Raw genomic sequence first — 16423 nt, 5'->3', positions numbered from 1 at the left:
GGGACCTGCGGTCCCCTCGCCCGCCGGGCGGGGAGGGGAGCGGACCGCCGGGGTGGCTACGGCTGGATGACGATCTTGCCCGTCACCTTGCGTGCCTCCATGTCCTTGAGCGCCTGGGGCGCCTGGTCCAGCGGATACCGGGCCGAGATATGCGGCCGGATCTTGCCTTCCCGCATCCAGCCCAGCATCTGCGCCATGTTGGCCTGGTTGGCCTTGGGCTCGCGGCGCGCAAAGTCGCCCCAGAACACGCCTACCAGCGAGGCGCCCTTGAGCAGCGCCAGGTTCAGCGGGATCTTCGGAATCTCGCCGTTGGCAAAGCCCACCACTAGGTAGCGGCCGCGCCAGGCGATGGACCGGAACGCCGGCTCGGCGTAGATGCCGCCCACCGGATCGTAGATCACGTCGGGGCCCTTGCCGTCGGTCAGCGCCTTGATGCGCTCGCGCAGGTCCTCGGTGCTGTAGTTGATTACCGCGTCGGCGCCGTGCGCCTTGCAGACCGCCAGCTTCTCGTCGGTGGACGCCGCCGCGATCACGCGCGCGCCAATCGCCTTGCCGATCTCGATAGCCGCCAGCCCCACGCCGCCGGCGGCGCCCAGCACCAGCATGGTCTCGCCGGCCTTCAGTTCGCCACGGTCCACCACCGCGTGGTGCGACGTGCCGTAGGTCAGCGTGAACGCGGCGGCCACGTCGAAGTCGATGCCGGGCGGCATCGGCACCACGGCCTTGGCCGGCGCCTTGGCCTGCGTGGCAAACGCGCCGTTGCCCAGGTAGGCGATGACCTTGTCACCCGGTTTCACATGTGTAACACCGGCGCCAACGGCGTTGACCACGCCCGCCAGCTCCGAACCCGGCGAGAACGGCAGTTCCGGCTTGGCCTGGTATTTGTTCTGGATGATGAGCACGTCCGGGAAATTCACGCCGGCGGCCTTGACGTCGATGACGACTTCGCCATCGCCCGGCACGAGGTCCGGCAGCGTTTCCAGCGACAGGGAATCGGGCGGACCCCAGGCTTTGCACAGTACGGCTTTCATCTTGTCTCCCATGTGTGATGTCGTGCGGATCGGGCCGGCCGGGCCGGCGTCCGCGCGGGGCGGGCGAGGGCGGCCCCGGACGGTGTCGGGCAAGTGTAGCGCAAGAAAAGCACGATCGTTCTGCACGAGCAAATCGTTGCATGGCGCCCATTCGGGCGACGCATGGCCGGGGCCGGATTGTCCCGTTTCCGGTGCATCCGCGGTGGCGCCGACGGCCCCTTGCTCAGGTACAATCGCGGCCATGCATATCCTTCTTGCCAACGATGACGGTTACCTCGCGCCGGGCCTTGCCGTCCTGCACGCAGCGCTCGCGCCCCTGGCGCGCGTGACCGTGATCGCCCCGGAACAGAACCACAGCGGCGCCTCGAATTCGCTGACGCTGCAGCGCCCGTTGTCGGTCTACGAAGCGCGCGAGGGCGTGCAGAAGGGCTTCCGCTACATCAATGGCACGCCGACCGATTGCGTGCACGTGGCGCTCACCGGCCTGCTGCAGGACCGGCCCGACCTGGTGGTGTCCGGCATCAACCAGGGCCAGAACATGGGCGAGGACGTGCTGTACTCGGGCACCGTGGCCGCCGCCATCGAGGGCTACCTGTTCGGCATCCCGTCGATTGCGTTCTCGCAGGTGCACCATGGCTGGGAGCACGTGGACGCCGCCGCGCGCGTGGCGCGCGAGATCGTCGAGCGGGTGATTGCCCGGCCGCCGAGCGAGCCGTTCCTGCTGAACGTGAACATCCCGAACCTGCCGTACGAACACATCCGCGGCCAGCGCGCCACGCGGCTGGGCAAGCGGCACCCGTCGCAGCCCGTGATCCAGCAGGCCAATCCGCGCGGCGATCCCATCTACTGGATCGGCCCCGCCGGCGATGCGCGCGATGCGAGCGAAGGCACGGATTTCCATGCCACCGCCAACGGCTACGTCTCGCTCACGCCGTTGCAGCTCGACCTGACGCACCGCGGCCAGCTCGAACAGATCGGACAGTGGCTGGGGTGAGCGTGTCAGCGCCGCGCGCCGCCCGGCCGTTTCCTGGCGATGGCCGTGCCCGTGGCGCGGCCGCCGCCATCGTCGTCATCCCATCCTTGCCTGCCTTGCCCCTGAAATGAGTTCCACGCCGCGCCGATCCCGCTTTCCGCTGCCGCTCGATGCGGTGGTCGAGCGCAAGCCCGCGCCCGCGCGCACCGCCGGGTTGCCCGCGGTGGGCAAGCGCACGGTTGCCGCGCCGGCGCCCCCCACGGTGAAGCCGCGCAAGCCGGCCGCCCCGCCGGCGCCGCCGCCCGCGCCGGGCAGCGCGGTGGAGGCGCGCGCGTCGGCCGCCACGGCCGGCGGCGGGGGCATGGCGTCGGATCGCGCCCGCGCGGCGCTGGCGGCACGGCTGCGGGCCGGCGGCATCCGCGACGAGCGCGTGCTTGGCGCCATCGCCACGGTGCCGCGCCACCTGTTCATGGAGCCGGGGCTGGCGTCGCAGGCGTACGAGGACGCCGCGCTGCCCATCGGCCATCAGCAGACCATCTCCAAGCCGTCGGTGGTGTCGCGGATGATCGAGCTGCTGCGCGAAGGGCTGACGCCCGACCAGCCGCTGGCGCGCGTGCTGGAGATCGGCACCGGCTGCGGCTACCAGGCGGCCGTGCTGAGCCTGTGCGCGCAGGAAGTGTTCTCCATCGAGCGGATCCGTCCGCTACACGAACAAGCCAAGGCGAACCTGCGCCCGCTGCGGGTGCCGAACATCCGCCTGCACTACGGCGACGGCATGCTGGGCCTGCCGCAGGCCGCGCCGTTCTCGTCGATCATCCTCGCCGCGGCCGGCATGGAAGTGCCGCAGGCCCTGCTGGAGCAGCTCGCCATCGGCGGCCGGCTGATCGCGCCTGTCGTGACCCCCGGCACCGGCGCCGCGGGCCAGACGGTGACCCAGCAACTGCTACTGATCGAGCGCCTCAATCGGCATCGTTTTCACCGGACCGCGCTTGAAGCTGTCTTCTTTGTGCCTTTAAAATCGGGCACCATCTGAGTCGAACTATGCACAACATCGTGAATCAGAAGAATTTCACACGAGTCGGACAACACCTGGGCGTCCTGGCCGCGGCAGCCGTGCTGGCCGCCTGCGCCAATTCCCCGATGCCCGCGCCGGTGGTGGACCGCACCTCGGGCGTGGCCACCCAGCCGGCGGCGGTGTCCAACGAGCCGGCGCCGCCCGGATACTATCGGGTCAAGCGCGGCGATACGCTTTACCGTATCGCGCTGGAGAACGGCCAGTCCTACCGCGACGTGGCGGCCTGGAACAACATGGCCAACGCCAACCAGATCGAAGTGGGACAACTGCTGCGCGTGGTGCCGCCGAGCGCCGACGTGAATGCCGCGCCGGGCGTGGCCACCGTGCCCGTGGCACCGGGCACCGTGCAGGCGCAGCCGATCGACGCGACCCGCCCGGTCGGCACGCCGATGAGCGCGTCGTCCGCACCTGCGGCATCTGCCGTGCCGGCCGCCCCGGCGCCGGCCGCCGTGGCCGCCGCATCCGGTGCCGCATCGGCCCCGGCGGGCGACATCCGGCTGGTCTGGCCGGCCAGCGGCCAACTGGTTGGTAAATTTGACGACAAGGGCAACAAGGGCATCGATATCGCAGGTAAGAAAGGCGATGCGGTGCTGGCCGCCGACGAGGGTAGGGTGATTCACGTAGGCCCCTTGCGCGGCTACGGGAATCTTGTCATCATCAAACACAACGACACGTATCTCACCGCCTACGGTTACAACGACAAGGTGCTGGTGGCAGAGCAGTCAACGGTCCGCAAGGGCCAGAAGATTGCCGAAATGGGTAACAGTGATACTGACAGGGTCAAGCTGCATTTCGAGGTTCGCAAGAACGGAAAACCGGTCGATCCGATGCGGTATCTACCGCCACAGTGAGGTTTCATGCCACGCCAGAAAACTGTCTCATCCGGAGTTGTCAGCAGGACCCGTCGTCCCAAGCAGCCGGAAGGCAAGGCTGGCGTGGCAACGCAATCCGATGACGAGGTCGTCGGAGTGTACGAGGCGGAAGCCGACCCGGCATCGGACATGGTGCCGGTGGCTGACGAACCCATCGCTCCCGTGTCGCGCGCCAGCCGGCGCAATGCCGAAATAAGCGCCGAAGAATCGGACCAGGACGAGGAAGAGGAGTCCGAGGACGAGGAGGAGGAAAGCACGACCGAGGCTGCCGCCGAGCCCGACGACTTCCGCACCGTCCTGCATACCGAACTGGCCGCCGATACGGTCCAGCACTATCTCAATCGCATCAGCATCAAGCCGCTGCTGTCAGCCCCGGAGGAACTGCATTTCTCCACGCTGGCCAAGGGCGGCGACTTCTCGGCCCGGCAGGTCATGATCGAGCGCAACCTGCGCCTCGTGGTCAGCATCGCCAAGGGCTACCTGAACCGCGGCGTGCCGCTGCTCGACCTGATCGAGGAAGGCAACCTGGGCCTGATGCACGCGATCGAGAAATTCGACCCGACGCGCGGCTTCCGTTTCTCGACCTACGCCACGTGGTGGATCCGCCAGAGCATCGAGCGGGCCATCATGAACCAGGCGCGCACCGTGCGGTTGCCGGTGCACGTCATCCGCGAATTGAACCAGGTCCTGCGCGCCAAGCGTCATCTGGAGAAGGGCGGCACCGACGGCCGCGACGCCAGCCTGGAAGACATCGCTCATCTCCTCGGCAAGACGCCGGACGAGGTGCAGGACGTCCTGGCGCTCAACGAACACACCACCTCGCTCGATACGCCGTTCGATCTCGACCCGGGATCGAGCCTGCTTGATTTCCTGTCCGACGAGCACAATGCCGCCCCCGACCAGGAGGTGGCCCACCGCGAACTCGAAAACCTGATGAAGCTCTGGCTGGCGCGCCTGTCGGAGAAGCATCGCTATGTGGTGGAGCGCCGCTTCGGCCTGAACCACATCGAGCCGGCCACGCTGGAAGAGCTGGCCGAGGAAATGGGCCTGACGCGCGAACGCGTGCGCCAGATCCAGCAGGAAGCGCTGGTCAAGCTCAAGCGGCATTTCGCTTCGCAAGGTGTAAGGAAGGACGCCGTTTTATGACCCCTGTGCTGGTATTCGACATCGAGACGATTCCCGATGTCGACGGCCTGCGCCGTTTGCACGACCATCCCGCAGCAATGAGCGACGCCGAAGTGGCCGAGCATGCGTTTGCTGCGCGCCGCGATAAAACCGGTTCCGATTTCCTGCCCCATTACCTGCAGCGCGTGGCCGCCATTTCGTGCGTGCTGCGCCGTACGCAGCGCGACGGCTCCGCGGTGTTCCACGTCGGATCGCTGGGGACGCCCGAGGACGGAGAAGCCACGCTGATCCAGAAGTTCTACGAGCTGATTGCCCGCTACAGCCCGCAACTGGTGTCGTGGAACGGCGGCGGCTTTGACCTGCCCGTGCTGCACTACCGTGGTCTCGTGCACGGCGTGGCCGCGCCGCGCTACTGGGAAATGGGCGAGGGCCGCGACGACGACAGCCGCGACTTCAAGTGGAACAACTACATCAGCCGCTACCACATGCGGCACCTGGACCTGATGGACCTGCTGGCGATGTACCAGCCGCGGGCCAGCGCGCCGCTCGATGACCTGGCAAAGCTGTGCGGCTTTCCCGGCAAGATGGGCATGGACGGCAGCATGGTCTGGCAGGCGTTCCAGCAGGGCCGGCTTGCCGAGATCCGCGACTACTGCGAGACCGACGTCGTCAACACGTACCTGATGTACTGCCGCTTCCAGTTGATGCGCGGCGGGCTGTCGCCGCGCGAGTTCGACATGGAAGTGTCGCTGGTGCAGGAGACGCTGGCCGAGCTGCCGGGCGAGCAGTGGATGCAGTACCTGCGCGCGTTCCGGCTCCAGCCGATGGCCCCCGAGGCCGAGGACGAGGACTGAGGCGCCCAGCCTCGCAATTCCGGCCTTCCCGGCCTTTAGCGCGCCAGGCTCAGGTGGATCGGCTGATGGTCCGATGCATCGGTGCCGGCATCGACCTCGCAGCGCCTGACGTCGCCTAGCAGGTCTTCGGTCACGAAGACGAAATCACATGCGAATGCCGGCTCGGGCCACTGTTCCTTGTCGTACAGCCCGCAGGTTGGCGCATGGTCCTGGCCCGGGTGCATCTGGCACCAGGCATCCTTCCAGTTCACCGTGCCGTCGCTGTACGGCTCCAGCACGCGCCGGTAGGCCACGTCATCGGGCTTGCTGTTGAAGTCGCCGCACAGCACCGCAGCGGTGGGGCGCGGCTCGGGCGTGAACGGGCCCGGCTTCTTCTCGGACTTGCCCGGCCGGCGCGCGTGGTCGCACGCCTCGGTGTGCCACTGGCGTAGCGCGTCGGCCTGGGCCTCGCGCTGGGGCTTCGAGTAGTACTCCAGATGCGTGCAGATGACGCGCAGCGGGCTGGTGTCTGCCAGCACGGTGACTTCCAGCGCCACGCGCGGCATCGACGCGACATCGGGATCGGCCGGCCAGGGCAGGGCATGGCGAAAGATCTCGCGCACGGGCAGGCGCGTGGCGATGACGTTGCCGAACTGGCGCGGCGTGCCGTCGCCATGCGTCCGGTCAACGCCGGGCGCAAAGATCACGCGATAGCCCGGCAGCAGCGCGGTCAGCGCCGCCACCTGGTCACGCTGCGGATTCCCGTCGATGTCGGAAAAGCCGCGCGTCACTTCCTGCAGGCAGATGACATCGGCGTCCGCCATGCCGCGGATCGTGCGAACGGTGCGCGCAAGGTCGACCTTGCCGTCCGCGCCGCGTCCCCACTGGATATTCCAGGAAACGAGTTCCATCGCCGTCTCTCCTGTGACGTGCTGCTTCGTGACGGCGCGATGACTGGACTACAATCGCGCTTTCGCAAAACAATACGTCAGGTCCCTCTGGTGTCTCAAGCCGTCGTTACTCCCCAGCCCCAGCAAGCGGGCCAGCCGGGTGCCGCACCCGCCGCATCCGCCACGCCCGTGCCCGCTGATCCCGTGGTCTCGATCCACAGCCTCGGCATGGAGGCGCGTGGCGTCGGCCGCCTGGAAAACGAGGACGGCACGCCCGGCAAGGTGATCTTCGTCGAAGGCGCGCTGCCCGGCGAGACCGTGGCGTACCGGAGCTACCGGCGCAAGCCGAGCTACGAGCAGGCCCATCTGGTCGAGATCAGGGAGTCGTCGGTGATGCGCGTGACGCCCGGTTGCCAGCACTTTGGCGTCTGTGGCGGCTGCTCGATGCAGCATCTGGACGCGCGCGCGCAGCTAGCCATCAAGCAGCGCGTGCTGGAAGACGACCTCTGGCACCTGTCCAAGGTCAAGCCCGATGTGGTGTTTCGTCCCATCGCCGGCCCGGACTGGGGCTATCGCTATCGGGCGCGGCTGACGGTCCGCTACGTGGCCAAGAAGGGCGGGGTGCTGGTGGGATTCCACGAGCGCAAGAGCAGCTACGTGGCCGACATGACGCGCTGCGAGATCCTGCCGCCGCACGTGTCGGCGATGCTGGTGCCGCTGCGGGAGTTGGTGACGGGTTTGTCGATCCGCGACCGCATGCCGCAGATCGAACTGGCCGTCGGCAACGAGGTGACGGCGCTGGTCCTGCGGATTCTGGAACCGCTGACCGATGCCGACAAGGACCTGCTGCGCGCCTTCGCCGACCAGCACGGCGTACAGTTCTGGCTCCAGCCCAAGGGCCCCGACACGGTCTACCCGTTCTACCCGGCCGAGCAGGAACTGGCCTACACGCTGCCCGAGTTCGGCATCCGCATGCCGTTCAAGCCGACCGATTTCACCCAGGTCAACCATCAGATCAACCGCGTGCTGATCGGCCGGGCGCTGCGCCTGCTGGACGCCCAGCCGTCTGACCGCCTGCTGGACCTGTTCTGCGGCATCGGCAACTTCACGCTGCCGCTGGCCACGCAGGGCGCGTCGGTGATGGGCATCGAGGGCAGCGAGGCGCTGACCACGCGCGCGCTGGCCAATGCCGAGTACAACGGGCTGGCCGGCAAGACGTCGTTCGCGTGCCGGAATCTGTTCGAGGTGACCGCCGAGGACATCGCGGCGCTGGGCCGGTTCGACCGCTGGCTGGTCGATCCGCCGCGCGAGGGCGCGCTGGCCGTCTGCAAGGCGCTTGGCGAATTGAACCAGGCCGGCAGCGACCTGCTGCCGAAGCGGATCGTCTACGTGTCGTGCAGCCCGGCCACGCTGGCGCGCGACGCCGGCCTGCTGGTGCACGAGGCCGGATACCGGCTCAGCGGTGCGGGCGTGGTCAACATGTTCCCGCACACGTCGCACGTCGAATCGATCGCCGTGTTCGACCGCGACTGAGCCCTGGCGCGACGGGACCGGACAAAAAAACAGCCGCCCGAGGGCGGCTGTTTCATTGGGTGCGGCGCCGCTCAGTCGCGGTTGCCGCCGAAGATGCCCAGCAGGGCCAGCAGGTTCACGAAGACGTTGTAGACGTCCAGGTAGATCGCCAGCGTGGCGGTGACGTAGTTGGTCTCGCCGCCGTTCACCACGCGTTGCACGTCGATCAGGATGAAGATCGAGAAGATCGCGATGGCGATGACCGACAGCGTGATCATCAGCGCCGGCAGCTGCAGCCAGATGTTGGCGATGCTGGCCAGGATCAGCAGGATCACGCCGACGAACAGGAACTTGGCCAGGCCCGAGAAATCGCGCTTGCTGACCGTGGCGATCGTCGCCATCACGCCGAACACGGCCGCGGTGCCGCCGAACGCGTACATGATCAGCGCCGGGCCGTTCGAGTACGACAGCGTCAGGCTCAGGATCCGCGCCAGCATCAGACCCATGAAGAACGTGAAGGCCAGCAGCAGGACCACGCCCATGCTGCTGTTCTTGGTCTTCTCGATGGCGAACATGAAGCCGAACGCGACGGCCAGGAACAGGATGGCGGACAGCCCCGGGCTGCCGGCGACCAGGCCCGCAAAGCCGGCGGCCACGCCGATCCACGCGCCGAGCACGGTCGGGATCATCGAGATGGCCAGCAGCCAGTAGGTATTGCGTAGGACCCGGTTGCGGACGGCCACATCGGTCACGCCCGCGCTGTTGCCGAATCCATAGGTATTCAGCTTGTTGTTCATCATGACTCCTGTCATCTGAGATACGTGAGGCGCCGGGGTAACCCGGCCGCACAGCGCCAATGTGGCATCGCGCCCGCGGATTTGCAAGGGCCCTTGTCTTGACAATTACCCTTGTCAGTAGTTGTTTTCCGAAAACGCAGACATTTTGACGCAAGTGCCGGGTATCTGTTCCCGCATTTCAACAATGTAATGTGCTTTCCGGCGCATAATCTGGGGCACGGTGCCGGTGCGTCCGGGCGTCTTTCAAGTCATGCCGGCACGCGCTCGAATCCGCCATGCGGTCGTGCTAGAATTGCACGTTTAATCCATTTGTAACCCCTTCATTTTTCGGAGTTTTTCATGGCGATCGAACGCACCCTGTCGATTATCAAGCCGGATGCCGTGGCCAAGAACGTTATCGGCCAGATCTACGCCCGTTTCGAGGCCGCCGGCCTGAAAGTCGTTGCTGCCAAGATGGTGCACCTGTCGCGCGGCGAAGCCGAGCAGTTCTACGCAGTGCACAAGGAGCGTCCGTTCTTCAAGGACCTGGTGGACTTCATGGTCTCGGGCCCGGTCATGATCCAGGCGCTGGAAGGCGAGAACGCCATTGCCAAGAACCGTGAGCTGATGGGCGCCACCGACCCGAAGAAGGCCGAGAAGGGCACCATCCGCGCCGACTTCGCCGACAGCATCGACGCGAACGCCGTGCACGGCTCGGACGCCGCCGAGACGGCTGCCGTGGAAGTGTCGTTCTTCTTCCCGGGCATGAACGTTTACAGCCGCTGATTGTCTCTGACATCACGACTGAACCTGTAGCAACGCTGGAAACTGCCGTCATGAACTCTCTCGTCAACCTGCTCGATCTCGACGCGGACGCGCTCACCGCCTATTGCGGCGAGCTCGGCGAGAAGCCGTTCCGTGCACGGCAGCTGCAACGCTGGATCCACCAGTTCGGCGCCAGCCGCTTCGACGCCATGTCGGATCTCGCCAAGTCGCTGCGCGAAAAGCTCGCGACGCGGGCCGAGATCCGGGCGCCTGCCATCATCACGGACAACCTGTCCGCCGACGGCACGCGCAAGTGGCTGCTCGACGTGGGCGCCGGCAACGCGGTGGAGACGGTGTACATCCCCGAGGACACGCGCGGCACGCTGTGCGTGTCGTCCCAGGCCGGATGCGCCGTCAACTGCCGGTTCTGTTCCACCGGCAAGCAGGGCTTCTCGCGCAACCTCAGCACGGGCGAGATCATCGGCCAGCTCTGGATGGCCGAGTTCGCCATGCGCGAGCAACTGGGCCGCGGCCCCAAGGACGACCGTGTCATCTCCAACGTGGTGATGATGGGCATGGGCGAGCCGCTGCTGAACTACGATGCCGTCGTGCCGGCCATGCGCCTGATGCTCGACGACAACGCCTACGGGCTGTCGCGCCGCCGCGTGACGCTGTCCACGTCCGGCGTGGTGCCGATGATGGACCGCCTGGCAAAGGACCTGCCCGTGGCGCTGGCCGTGTCGCTGCACGCCTCGAACGATGCGCTGCGCGACGTGCTGGTGCCGCTGAACCGCAAGTATCCGCTGGCCGAACTGATGGCGGCATGCCGCCGCTACCTTGAGTTCGCGCCGCGCGATTTCATCACCTTCGAATACTGCATGCTCGACAACGTCAACGACACGGTCGAGCACGCCCGGGAACTGCTGAAGCTCGTGGCCGACGTGCCATGCAAGTTCAACCTGATCCCGTTCAATCCGTTCCCCGAGTCGGGGCTGAAGCGCTCGAACAACGAGCAGATCCGCCGCTTCGCCCAGGTGCTGATGGACGCGGGGATCGTCACGACGATCCGCAAGACCCGTGGCGACGACATCGACGCCGCGTGCGGCCAGCTGGCCGGCGAGGTCATGGATCGCACCCGCCTGGCCGAGCGCGGCAAGTTCGGCAAGATCACGCCACTGGTGCCGGTGGTTGCCGGCAGCGCTCGGGAGGCCCGTCCTGCATGATCCGTCTGCTTGTCGCTGCCCTGTCAGGGCTGTTGATGCTATCCGCCTGCACGCTGCCCGCCGGGCCCACGCAGGACATCAAGACCGCTTCCGACCAGACCGCCGCGAACAAGCGCGCCGCGCTCCGGCTGCGCCTGGCGACGCAGTACCTGGAGGCGCGCCAGTACCCGGTGGCGCTTGACGAGGTCAAGCAGGCCATCGCGATCGATCCGGCCAACGTCGACGCCTATCACGTGCGCGCCCTGATCTACATGGGCATGAACGAGAACGCGCTGGCCGAGGACAGCTTCCGTACCGCGCTGGGCATGCGCGCGGGCGACCCGGACATCCTGAACAACTATGGCTGGTTCCAGTGCCAGACCAACCGCTACGCCGAGGGCAAGGCGACGCTGGAACGCGCCGTGCAGGCCCCGTCGGCCAATGGGCCGATCAAGCCGCTGACCAACCTGGGCGTCTGCGAATTGCGCCACGGCAACTTTGCCGGGGCAGAAAAATATCTGCAGACGGCCTACGGATATGACCGGAATGATCCGTCAGTGCTCATGAATCTCGCGCAACTGTATTTCCAGCGCGGGGACATGGGACAAGCCCGGCAGTTCGCTGGCCGCATCAACGGCAGCCGTTTTGCCACCGCGCAATCCCTCTGGCTGGGTGCGCGCATTGCCCATCGGCAGGGCGATACCCAGACGCAGGGCGCGATGATCGCGGAACTGCGTAACCGTTTCCCCGATTCGCGCGAGCTGACCGCATACGAGAGAGGAGCTTGGGATGAATGAAGAAGAGCGCGCCGGCAGCCAGGCCGCAACGCAAGTTGCAGGCGGCGCGACAGACTCCGACCGCGAGGCAGTGGCCCGCGAGATCGGGGCGCAACTGAAAGAGGGTCGCGAGGCGCAGCGCCTGTCGCTGGAGGATGTCGGCGCACGGCTGAAGGTGGCGCCGAGCAAGCTGGTGGCGATCGAGGCGGGCAATGTGTCGAGCCTGGCGGACGTGACGTTCGCCAAGGGCGTGATGCGGGCCTATGCGCGCACGCTGCAGATCAATATCGATGGCCTGCTGGGCCAATACCATGCCCAGGCGCAGGCCATGCCGGTAACCGGCATCACCCGTCGGCATGAAGGCGCGCTGAACCAGGCGTTCGACGACCGCAAGCGCTTTGGCGGCAAGGCCAAGGGCACGGGCGGCGCCGGTGGCCGCTGGCTGTGGCTGGTCTGCGTGCTGGCGCTGGCTGGCGCCGGCGTGTACTTCGGCTACGACCATGCCAAGGCATGGCTGGAATCGCACAATCAGGCCGCCGCCGATGCGCCGGCCGGCGACCGCGCGGCCGACAAGCCGGCGGAAGAGGGCGGGACGCAGAGCAACGGTGACGGCACGGTATCGGCCGCGCTGCCGCCGGTGATGGCCGGCAACGATTCGCCCGCGCCGTCCGAGGCGTCGCCCGCATCGGCTACGACGACGACCACGACCACGACCACGCCGACCACCGCCACCGGCATGCCGCTGGCCACTGGCGGCGCGGTGGGCCTGCCGCAGGACAAGCCTGTGGCCCAGCCGGTGCAGGTGCCCGCGACGGCCACGGCCGCCACGCCTGGTGCGCCTGCCGCACCGGCCGCCACCGGCGACGGCGCGGTCCAGATCCGCTTTGCCGCCGATACCTGGTACGAAGTGCGCGACCGCACCGGCAAGGTCATCATGGGCGGCACCGGCAAGGCCGGCGACGCCGTGGCCGGCAGCGGCGCGGGTGGTCCCTACAAAGTCGTGCTCGGCAACGTGAAGGGCGTGGAGTCGATGGCGCACAATGGCGCGCCGGTCAACTTCAAGGCCGCCGACCGGAACAACGTGGCGCGCCTGACCCTGCAGTAATGCGGCCGGGCCGCGCAATCAGCCATGCCATTTGAAGGTGGTAACGCAATGCACCAGAAAGCTTCCCAACCGGTGATCCCGGGTCCGCTGCCACGCCGCGTGTCGCGCCAGGCCAGCGTCGTGTGGGGCGACAACATCGTGACGATCGGCGGCGGCGCACCGGTGCGCGTGCAATCGATGACAAACACGGACACGGTCGACGCCATCGGCACGGCCATCCAGATCAAGGAACTGGCGCGCGCCGGGTCGGAGATCGTCCGGATCACCGTGAACACGCCCGAGGCCGCCGCCGCCGTGCCGGCCATCCGCGAACAGCTGGACCGGATGGGCGTGAACGTGCCGCTGGTGGGCGACTTCCACTACAACGGCCACACGCTGCTGCACGACTATCCCGAGTGCGCGCAGGCGCTGTCGAAGTACCGCATCAACCCCGGCAACGTGGGCAAGGGTGCCAAGCGCGACAAGCAGTTCGCCGAGATGATCGAGATGGCGTGCCGCTATAACAAGCCGGTGCGCATCGGCGTGAACTGGGGCAGCCTGGATCAGGACCTGCTCGCGCGCATCATGGACGAGAACGCCCAGCGCGCCGAGCCGTGGCCCGCGCAGAGCGTGATGGTCGAGGCGCTGATCACGTCGGCGATCGAATCGGCGCAGAAGGCCGAGGAAATCGGCCTGCCGGGCAACCAGATCATCCTGTCGTGCAAGGTGTCGCAGGTGCAGGAACTGGTGGCGGTCTACCGCGAGCTGTCGCGCCGCTGCGAATACGCGCTGCACCTGGGGCTGACCGAGGCCGGCATGGGCAGCAAGGGCATCGTGGCCTCGACGGCCGCGCTGTCGGTGCTGCTGCAGGAAGGCATCGGCGACACGATCCGCATCTCGCTGACGCCGGAACCGGGCGCGCCGCGCGAGAAGGAGGTCTACGTCGGCCAGGAAATCCTGCAGACCATGGGCCTGCGCAATTTCACGCCGATGGTGATTGCCTGCCCGGGCTGCGGCCGCACCACGAGCACGACGTTCCAGGAGCTGGCCGCCAGCATCCAGTCGTACCTGCGCGAGCAGATGCCGGTCTGGAAGGACCAGTACCCCGGCGTGGAGGAAATGGATGTGGCCGTGATGGGCTGCATCGTCAACGGCCCGGGCGAAAGCAAGCACGCCAACATCGGCATCTCGCTGCCGGGGTCGGGCGAATCGCCGGCCGCGCCGGTGTTCGTCGATGGCGTCAAGGTCAAGACGCTGCGCGGTGACAATATTGCCCAGGACTTCCAGGCGATCGTGGACGAATACGTCCGCACGCACTACGGTCCCGGCGCGAAGCAGGCCAAGCAACAGGAAGCGGTGGCCTGAGCGCAGGGGCGCCAGGACACCACCGGTATCACGAAGAGAACATGAGCGAAGACAAGACGAAGGCCGACAAGGCACTGCAGGGCGTGAAGGGCATGAACGACATGCTGCCCGCCGATGCCCCGCTGTGGGAACTGTTCGACAACGCCGCGCGCAGCATGCTGCGCGCCTATGGCTACCAGCAGATCCGCACGCCGATCGTCGAGCATACGCAGCTCTTCGTGCGGGGCATTGGCGAGGTGACCGACATCGTCGAGAAAGAGATGTATTCCTTCACCGACGCGCTCAATGGCGAGAATCTGACGCTGCGCCCGGAAGGCACCGCCGCGGCCGTGCGCGCGACCATCGAGCACAACCTGCTGTACGACGGCCCCAAGCGCCTCTGGTACACGGGCCCGATGTTCCGCCACGAAAGGCCGCAGCGCGGCCGCTATCGCCAGTTCCACCAGCTTGGCGCCGAGGCGCTGGGCTTTGCCGGCCCGGACGTGGATGCCGAGATCATCCTGATGTGCCAGCGCCTGTGGGATGACCTGGGCCTGACCGGCGTGCGGCTGGAGCTGAATTCGCTGGGCCAGGCGCACGAGCGCGCCGCGCACCGCGAGGAACTGGTCAAGTACCTGGAAGGCTTCAAGGACATCCTCGACGAGGATGGCAAGCGCCGCCTGTACACCAATCCGCTGCGCGTGCTGGACACCAAGAACCCGGCGCTGCAGGAGATGGCCGCCAACGCGCCCAAACTGATCGACTTCCTGGGTGCCGAGTCGCTGGCGCACTTCGAGGGCGTCCAGCGCATCCTGAAGGCCAACAATATCCCGTTCAAGATCAACCCGCGCCTGGTGCGCGGCCTGGACTACTACAACCTGACGGTGTTCGAGTGGATCACCGACAAGCTGGGCGCCCAGGGCACGATCGCGGGCGGCGGCCGGTACGATCCGCTGATCCAGCAGATGGGCGGCAAGCCCGCGCCGGCGTGCGGCTGGGCGATGGGCATCGAGCGCATCATCGAACTGCTGCGCGAGGAAAAGCTGGCCCCGGAGGCCCAGGGCTGCGACGTGTACATGGTCCACCAAGGCCAGGCCGCCAGCGAGCAGGCGATGATCGCGGCCGAACGGCTGCGTGACGCCGGCCTGGACGTGCTGTTCCACGCCACGCCCGACGGCAAGAGCGGCAGCTTCAAGTCGCAGATGAAGCGCGCCGACGCGAGCGGCGCCTCCTTTGCCGTTATCATTGGCGACGACGAAATCGCCGGCGGCACGGTGGCGGTCAAGCAACTGCGCAGCGGCAACGCCGCCGAGGGCGGTCCGCAGACCAGCATCCCGGCCGAGACCGTGGTCGAGTTCATCATCGAACGGATGGTGGACGCGCTGGAAGCGGACGACGACGAGGACGACGAGCAATAGGACGACGGGCAACAGGCGCGTCGTCAGACAAGTGCCGCACGGCCGCTGTCCTGGAAGGAAGCGGCCGTGTCAATTTCAACCAACGCAGGTAACTGCCTCGACATGGCTTACGATCTAGAAGAACAGGAACAGCTTGAGAGCCTCAAGGCCTGGTGGGCACAGTACGGCAACGCCGTCACGTGGGCGGTCATTGTGCTCTTGCTGGCCTTTGCGGGCTGGTCCGGCTGGAAGTACTGGCAGCGCTCGCAGGCCGGTGATGCCGCGCAGCTCTACGAGCAGGTGACGAAGGCCGCCGAAGCGCGCGACGCCGACCGCGTCAAGCGCGCCGCCACGGACCTCGAAGACAAGTTCGGCCGCACCGCCTACGGCCCGATGAGCGCGCTGACCGCCGCCAAGGTGCTGTACGAGGCCGGCGACCTGGCAGGCGCCAAGACCCAGCTCCAGTGGGCCATCGACCACGGCGGCGAAGACTATGCCCCGGTGGCGCGCGTGCGCCTGGCCGGCATCCTGCTCGACGAGAAGGCGTACGACCAGGGCCTGGCGCTGCTCAAGGACGCGCCGGCGCAGTACGAAGCGCTGTTCGCGGACCGCCGCGGCGACCTGCTGGCCGCCCAGGACAAGCGTGACGAGGCCCGCACCGCCTACCGCCGTGCGCTGGAAAAGCTGGGCACCGGCGAAGCCGGCATGCGCCAGATCATCCAGTTCAAGCTCGACGCGCTGGGCACCGCGTGAGCGGACCGCGGACCC

General features: G+C 67.1%; 16 protein-coding genes. 13 read left to right on the top strand and 3 right to left on the bottom strand.

The features are described 5' to 3' along the window. Nucleotides 1–56: 56 nt before the first annotated feature. Nucleotides 57–1031 (bottom strand): NADPH:quinone oxidoreductase family protein, encoded by a 975-nt coding sequence (locus EPAKOI_RS09775; RefSeq protein WP_423192110.1) that lies wholly within the window; start codon nt 1029–1031, stop codon nt 57–59. 241 nt (nt 1032–1272) lie between these two features. On the opposite strand from EPAKOI_RS09775, the gene surE reads away from it, so the two are divergent. From surE to EPAKOI_RS09750, 5 genes are all read left to right on the top strand, one after another. Continuing rightward, nucleotides 1273–2025: a 5'/3'-nucleotidase SurE gene (gene surE, locus EPAKOI_RS09770; RefSeq protein ID WP_124683960.1), complete on the top strand. Its 753-nt coding sequence runs from the start codon at nt 1273–1275 to the stop codon at nt 2023–2025. Between the two features lie 106 nt (nt 2026–2131). Beyond that, the gene (locus EPAKOI_RS09765; RefSeq protein ID WP_423192109.1) at nt 2132–3037 is read left to right on the top strand and encodes a protein-L-isoaspartate(D-aspartate) O-methyltransferase; all 906 of its coding nucleotides are present in this window, start codon (nt 2132–2134) and stop codon (nt 3035–3037) included. Between the two features lie 8 nt (nt 3038–3045). Beyond that, complete coding sequence (locus EPAKOI_RS09760; protein WP_313840081.1) at nt 3046–3930, top strand: peptidoglycan DD-metalloendopeptidase family protein; 885 nt, start codon at nt 3046–3048, stop codon at nt 3928–3930. Between the two features lie 6 nt (nt 3931–3936). Beyond that, nucleotides 3937–5097, top strand: a complete 1161-nt coding sequence (rpoS, locus tag EPAKOI_RS09755) for an RNA polymerase sigma factor RpoS (RefSeq protein WP_124683963.1) — start codon at nt 3937–3939, stop codon at nt 5095–5097. Beyond that, nucleotides 5094–5930 carry a 3'-5' exonuclease gene (locus EPAKOI_RS09750; RefSeq protein WP_313840082.1) on the top strand — a complete coding sequence of 279 codons (837 nt, stop codon included), beginning with the start codon at nt 5094–5096 and terminating at the stop codon, nt 5928–5930. The genes rpoS and EPAKOI_RS09750 overlap by 4 nt, the downstream gene beginning before the upstream one ends. Nucleotides 5931–5965: 35 nt before the next feature. Here EPAKOI_RS09750 and EPAKOI_RS09745 read toward each other — a convergent pair whose 3' ends face one another. After that, nucleotides 5966–6820: an endonuclease/exonuclease/phosphatase family protein gene (locus EPAKOI_RS09745; protein WP_423192108.1), complete on the bottom strand. Its 855-nt coding sequence runs from the start codon at nt 6818–6820 to the stop codon at nt 5966–5968. A gap of 90 nt (nt 6821–6910) precedes the next feature. Between EPAKOI_RS09745 and rlmD the strand changes: the two genes are divergently transcribed. Further along, complete coding sequence (gene rlmD, locus EPAKOI_RS09740) at nt 6911–8332, top strand: 23S rRNA (uracil(1939)-C(5))-methyltransferase RlmD (protein WP_423192107.1); 1422 nt, start codon at nt 6911–6913, stop codon at nt 8330–8332. Nucleotides 8333–8403: 71 nt separating this feature from the next. Here the strand turns inward: rlmD and EPAKOI_RS09735 are convergent, their stop codons facing one another. After that, nucleotides 8404–9108, bottom strand: coding sequence for a Bax inhibitor-1/YccA family protein (locus EPAKOI_RS09735; RefSeq protein WP_423193506.1), 705 nt, complete (start codon nt 9106–9108; stop codon nt 8404–8406). A 339-nt stretch (nt 9109–9447) separates the two neighbouring features. Here EPAKOI_RS09735 and ndk point away from each other — a divergent pair, with 339 nt between their 5' ends. The 7 genes from ndk to EPAKOI_RS09700 all read left to right on the top strand — a co-directional run bounded on the left by ndk (nt 9448) and on the right by EPAKOI_RS09700 (nt 16408). Then, nucleotides 9448–9873 (top strand): nucleoside-diphosphate kinase, encoded by a 426-nt coding sequence (ndk, locus tag EPAKOI_RS09730; RefSeq protein ID WP_124683966.1) that lies wholly within the window; start codon nt 9448–9450, stop codon nt 9871–9873. A gap of 50 nt (nt 9874–9923) precedes the next feature. Then, nucleotides 9924–11075: a 23S rRNA (adenine(2503)-C(2))-methyltransferase RlmN gene (gene rlmN, locus EPAKOI_RS09725; protein WP_124683967.1), complete on the top strand. Its 1152-nt coding sequence runs from the start codon at nt 9924–9926 to the stop codon at nt 11073–11075. After that, entirely contained in the window at nt 11072–11851 is a 780-nt protein-coding gene (gene pilW / locus EPAKOI_RS09720) for a type IV pilus biogenesis/stability protein PilW (RefSeq protein ID WP_124683968.1), read from the top strand. Before rlmN ends, pilW begins: the two co-directional genes overlap by 4 nt. Then, nucleotides 11844–12935, top strand: coding sequence for a RodZ domain-containing protein (locus EPAKOI_RS09715; RefSeq protein WP_313840085.1), 1092 nt, complete (start codon nt 11844–11846; stop codon nt 12933–12935). Before pilW ends, EPAKOI_RS09715 begins: the two co-directional genes overlap by 8 nt. A 48-nt stretch (nt 12936–12983) precedes the next feature. Next, on the top strand, nt 12984–14279 hold the full coding sequence (ispG, locus tag EPAKOI_RS09710; protein ID WP_423192106.1) for a flavodoxin-dependent (E)-4-hydroxy-3-methylbut-2-enyl-diphosphate synthase: 1296 nt from the start codon (nt 12984–12986) through the stop codon (nt 14277–14279). 41 nt (nt 14280–14320) lie between these two features. Further along, a complete protein-coding gene (gene hisS, locus EPAKOI_RS09705; RefSeq protein ID WP_313840087.1) occupies nt 14321–15676 on the top strand; it encodes a histidine--tRNA ligase in 1356 nt (451 codons plus the stop codon). A gap of 102 nt (nt 15677–15778) precedes the next feature. Further along, a complete protein-coding gene (locus EPAKOI_RS09700; protein ID WP_124683972.1) occupies nt 15779–16408 on the top strand; it encodes a YfgM family protein in 630 nt (209 codons plus the stop codon). The last annotated feature ends 15 nt before the right edge of the window (nt 16409–16423 follow it).

The sequence above is a fragment of the Cupriavidus sp. H18C2 genome (assembly GCF_049393795.1).
GTDB classification, from domain to species: Bacteria; Pseudomonadota; Gammaproteobacteria; order Burkholderiales; family Burkholderiaceae; genus Cupriavidus; species Cupriavidus pauculus_C.
Note: the sequence above shows the minus strand (reverse complement) of the source record. Positions and strands in the feature narration are given on the sequence as shown.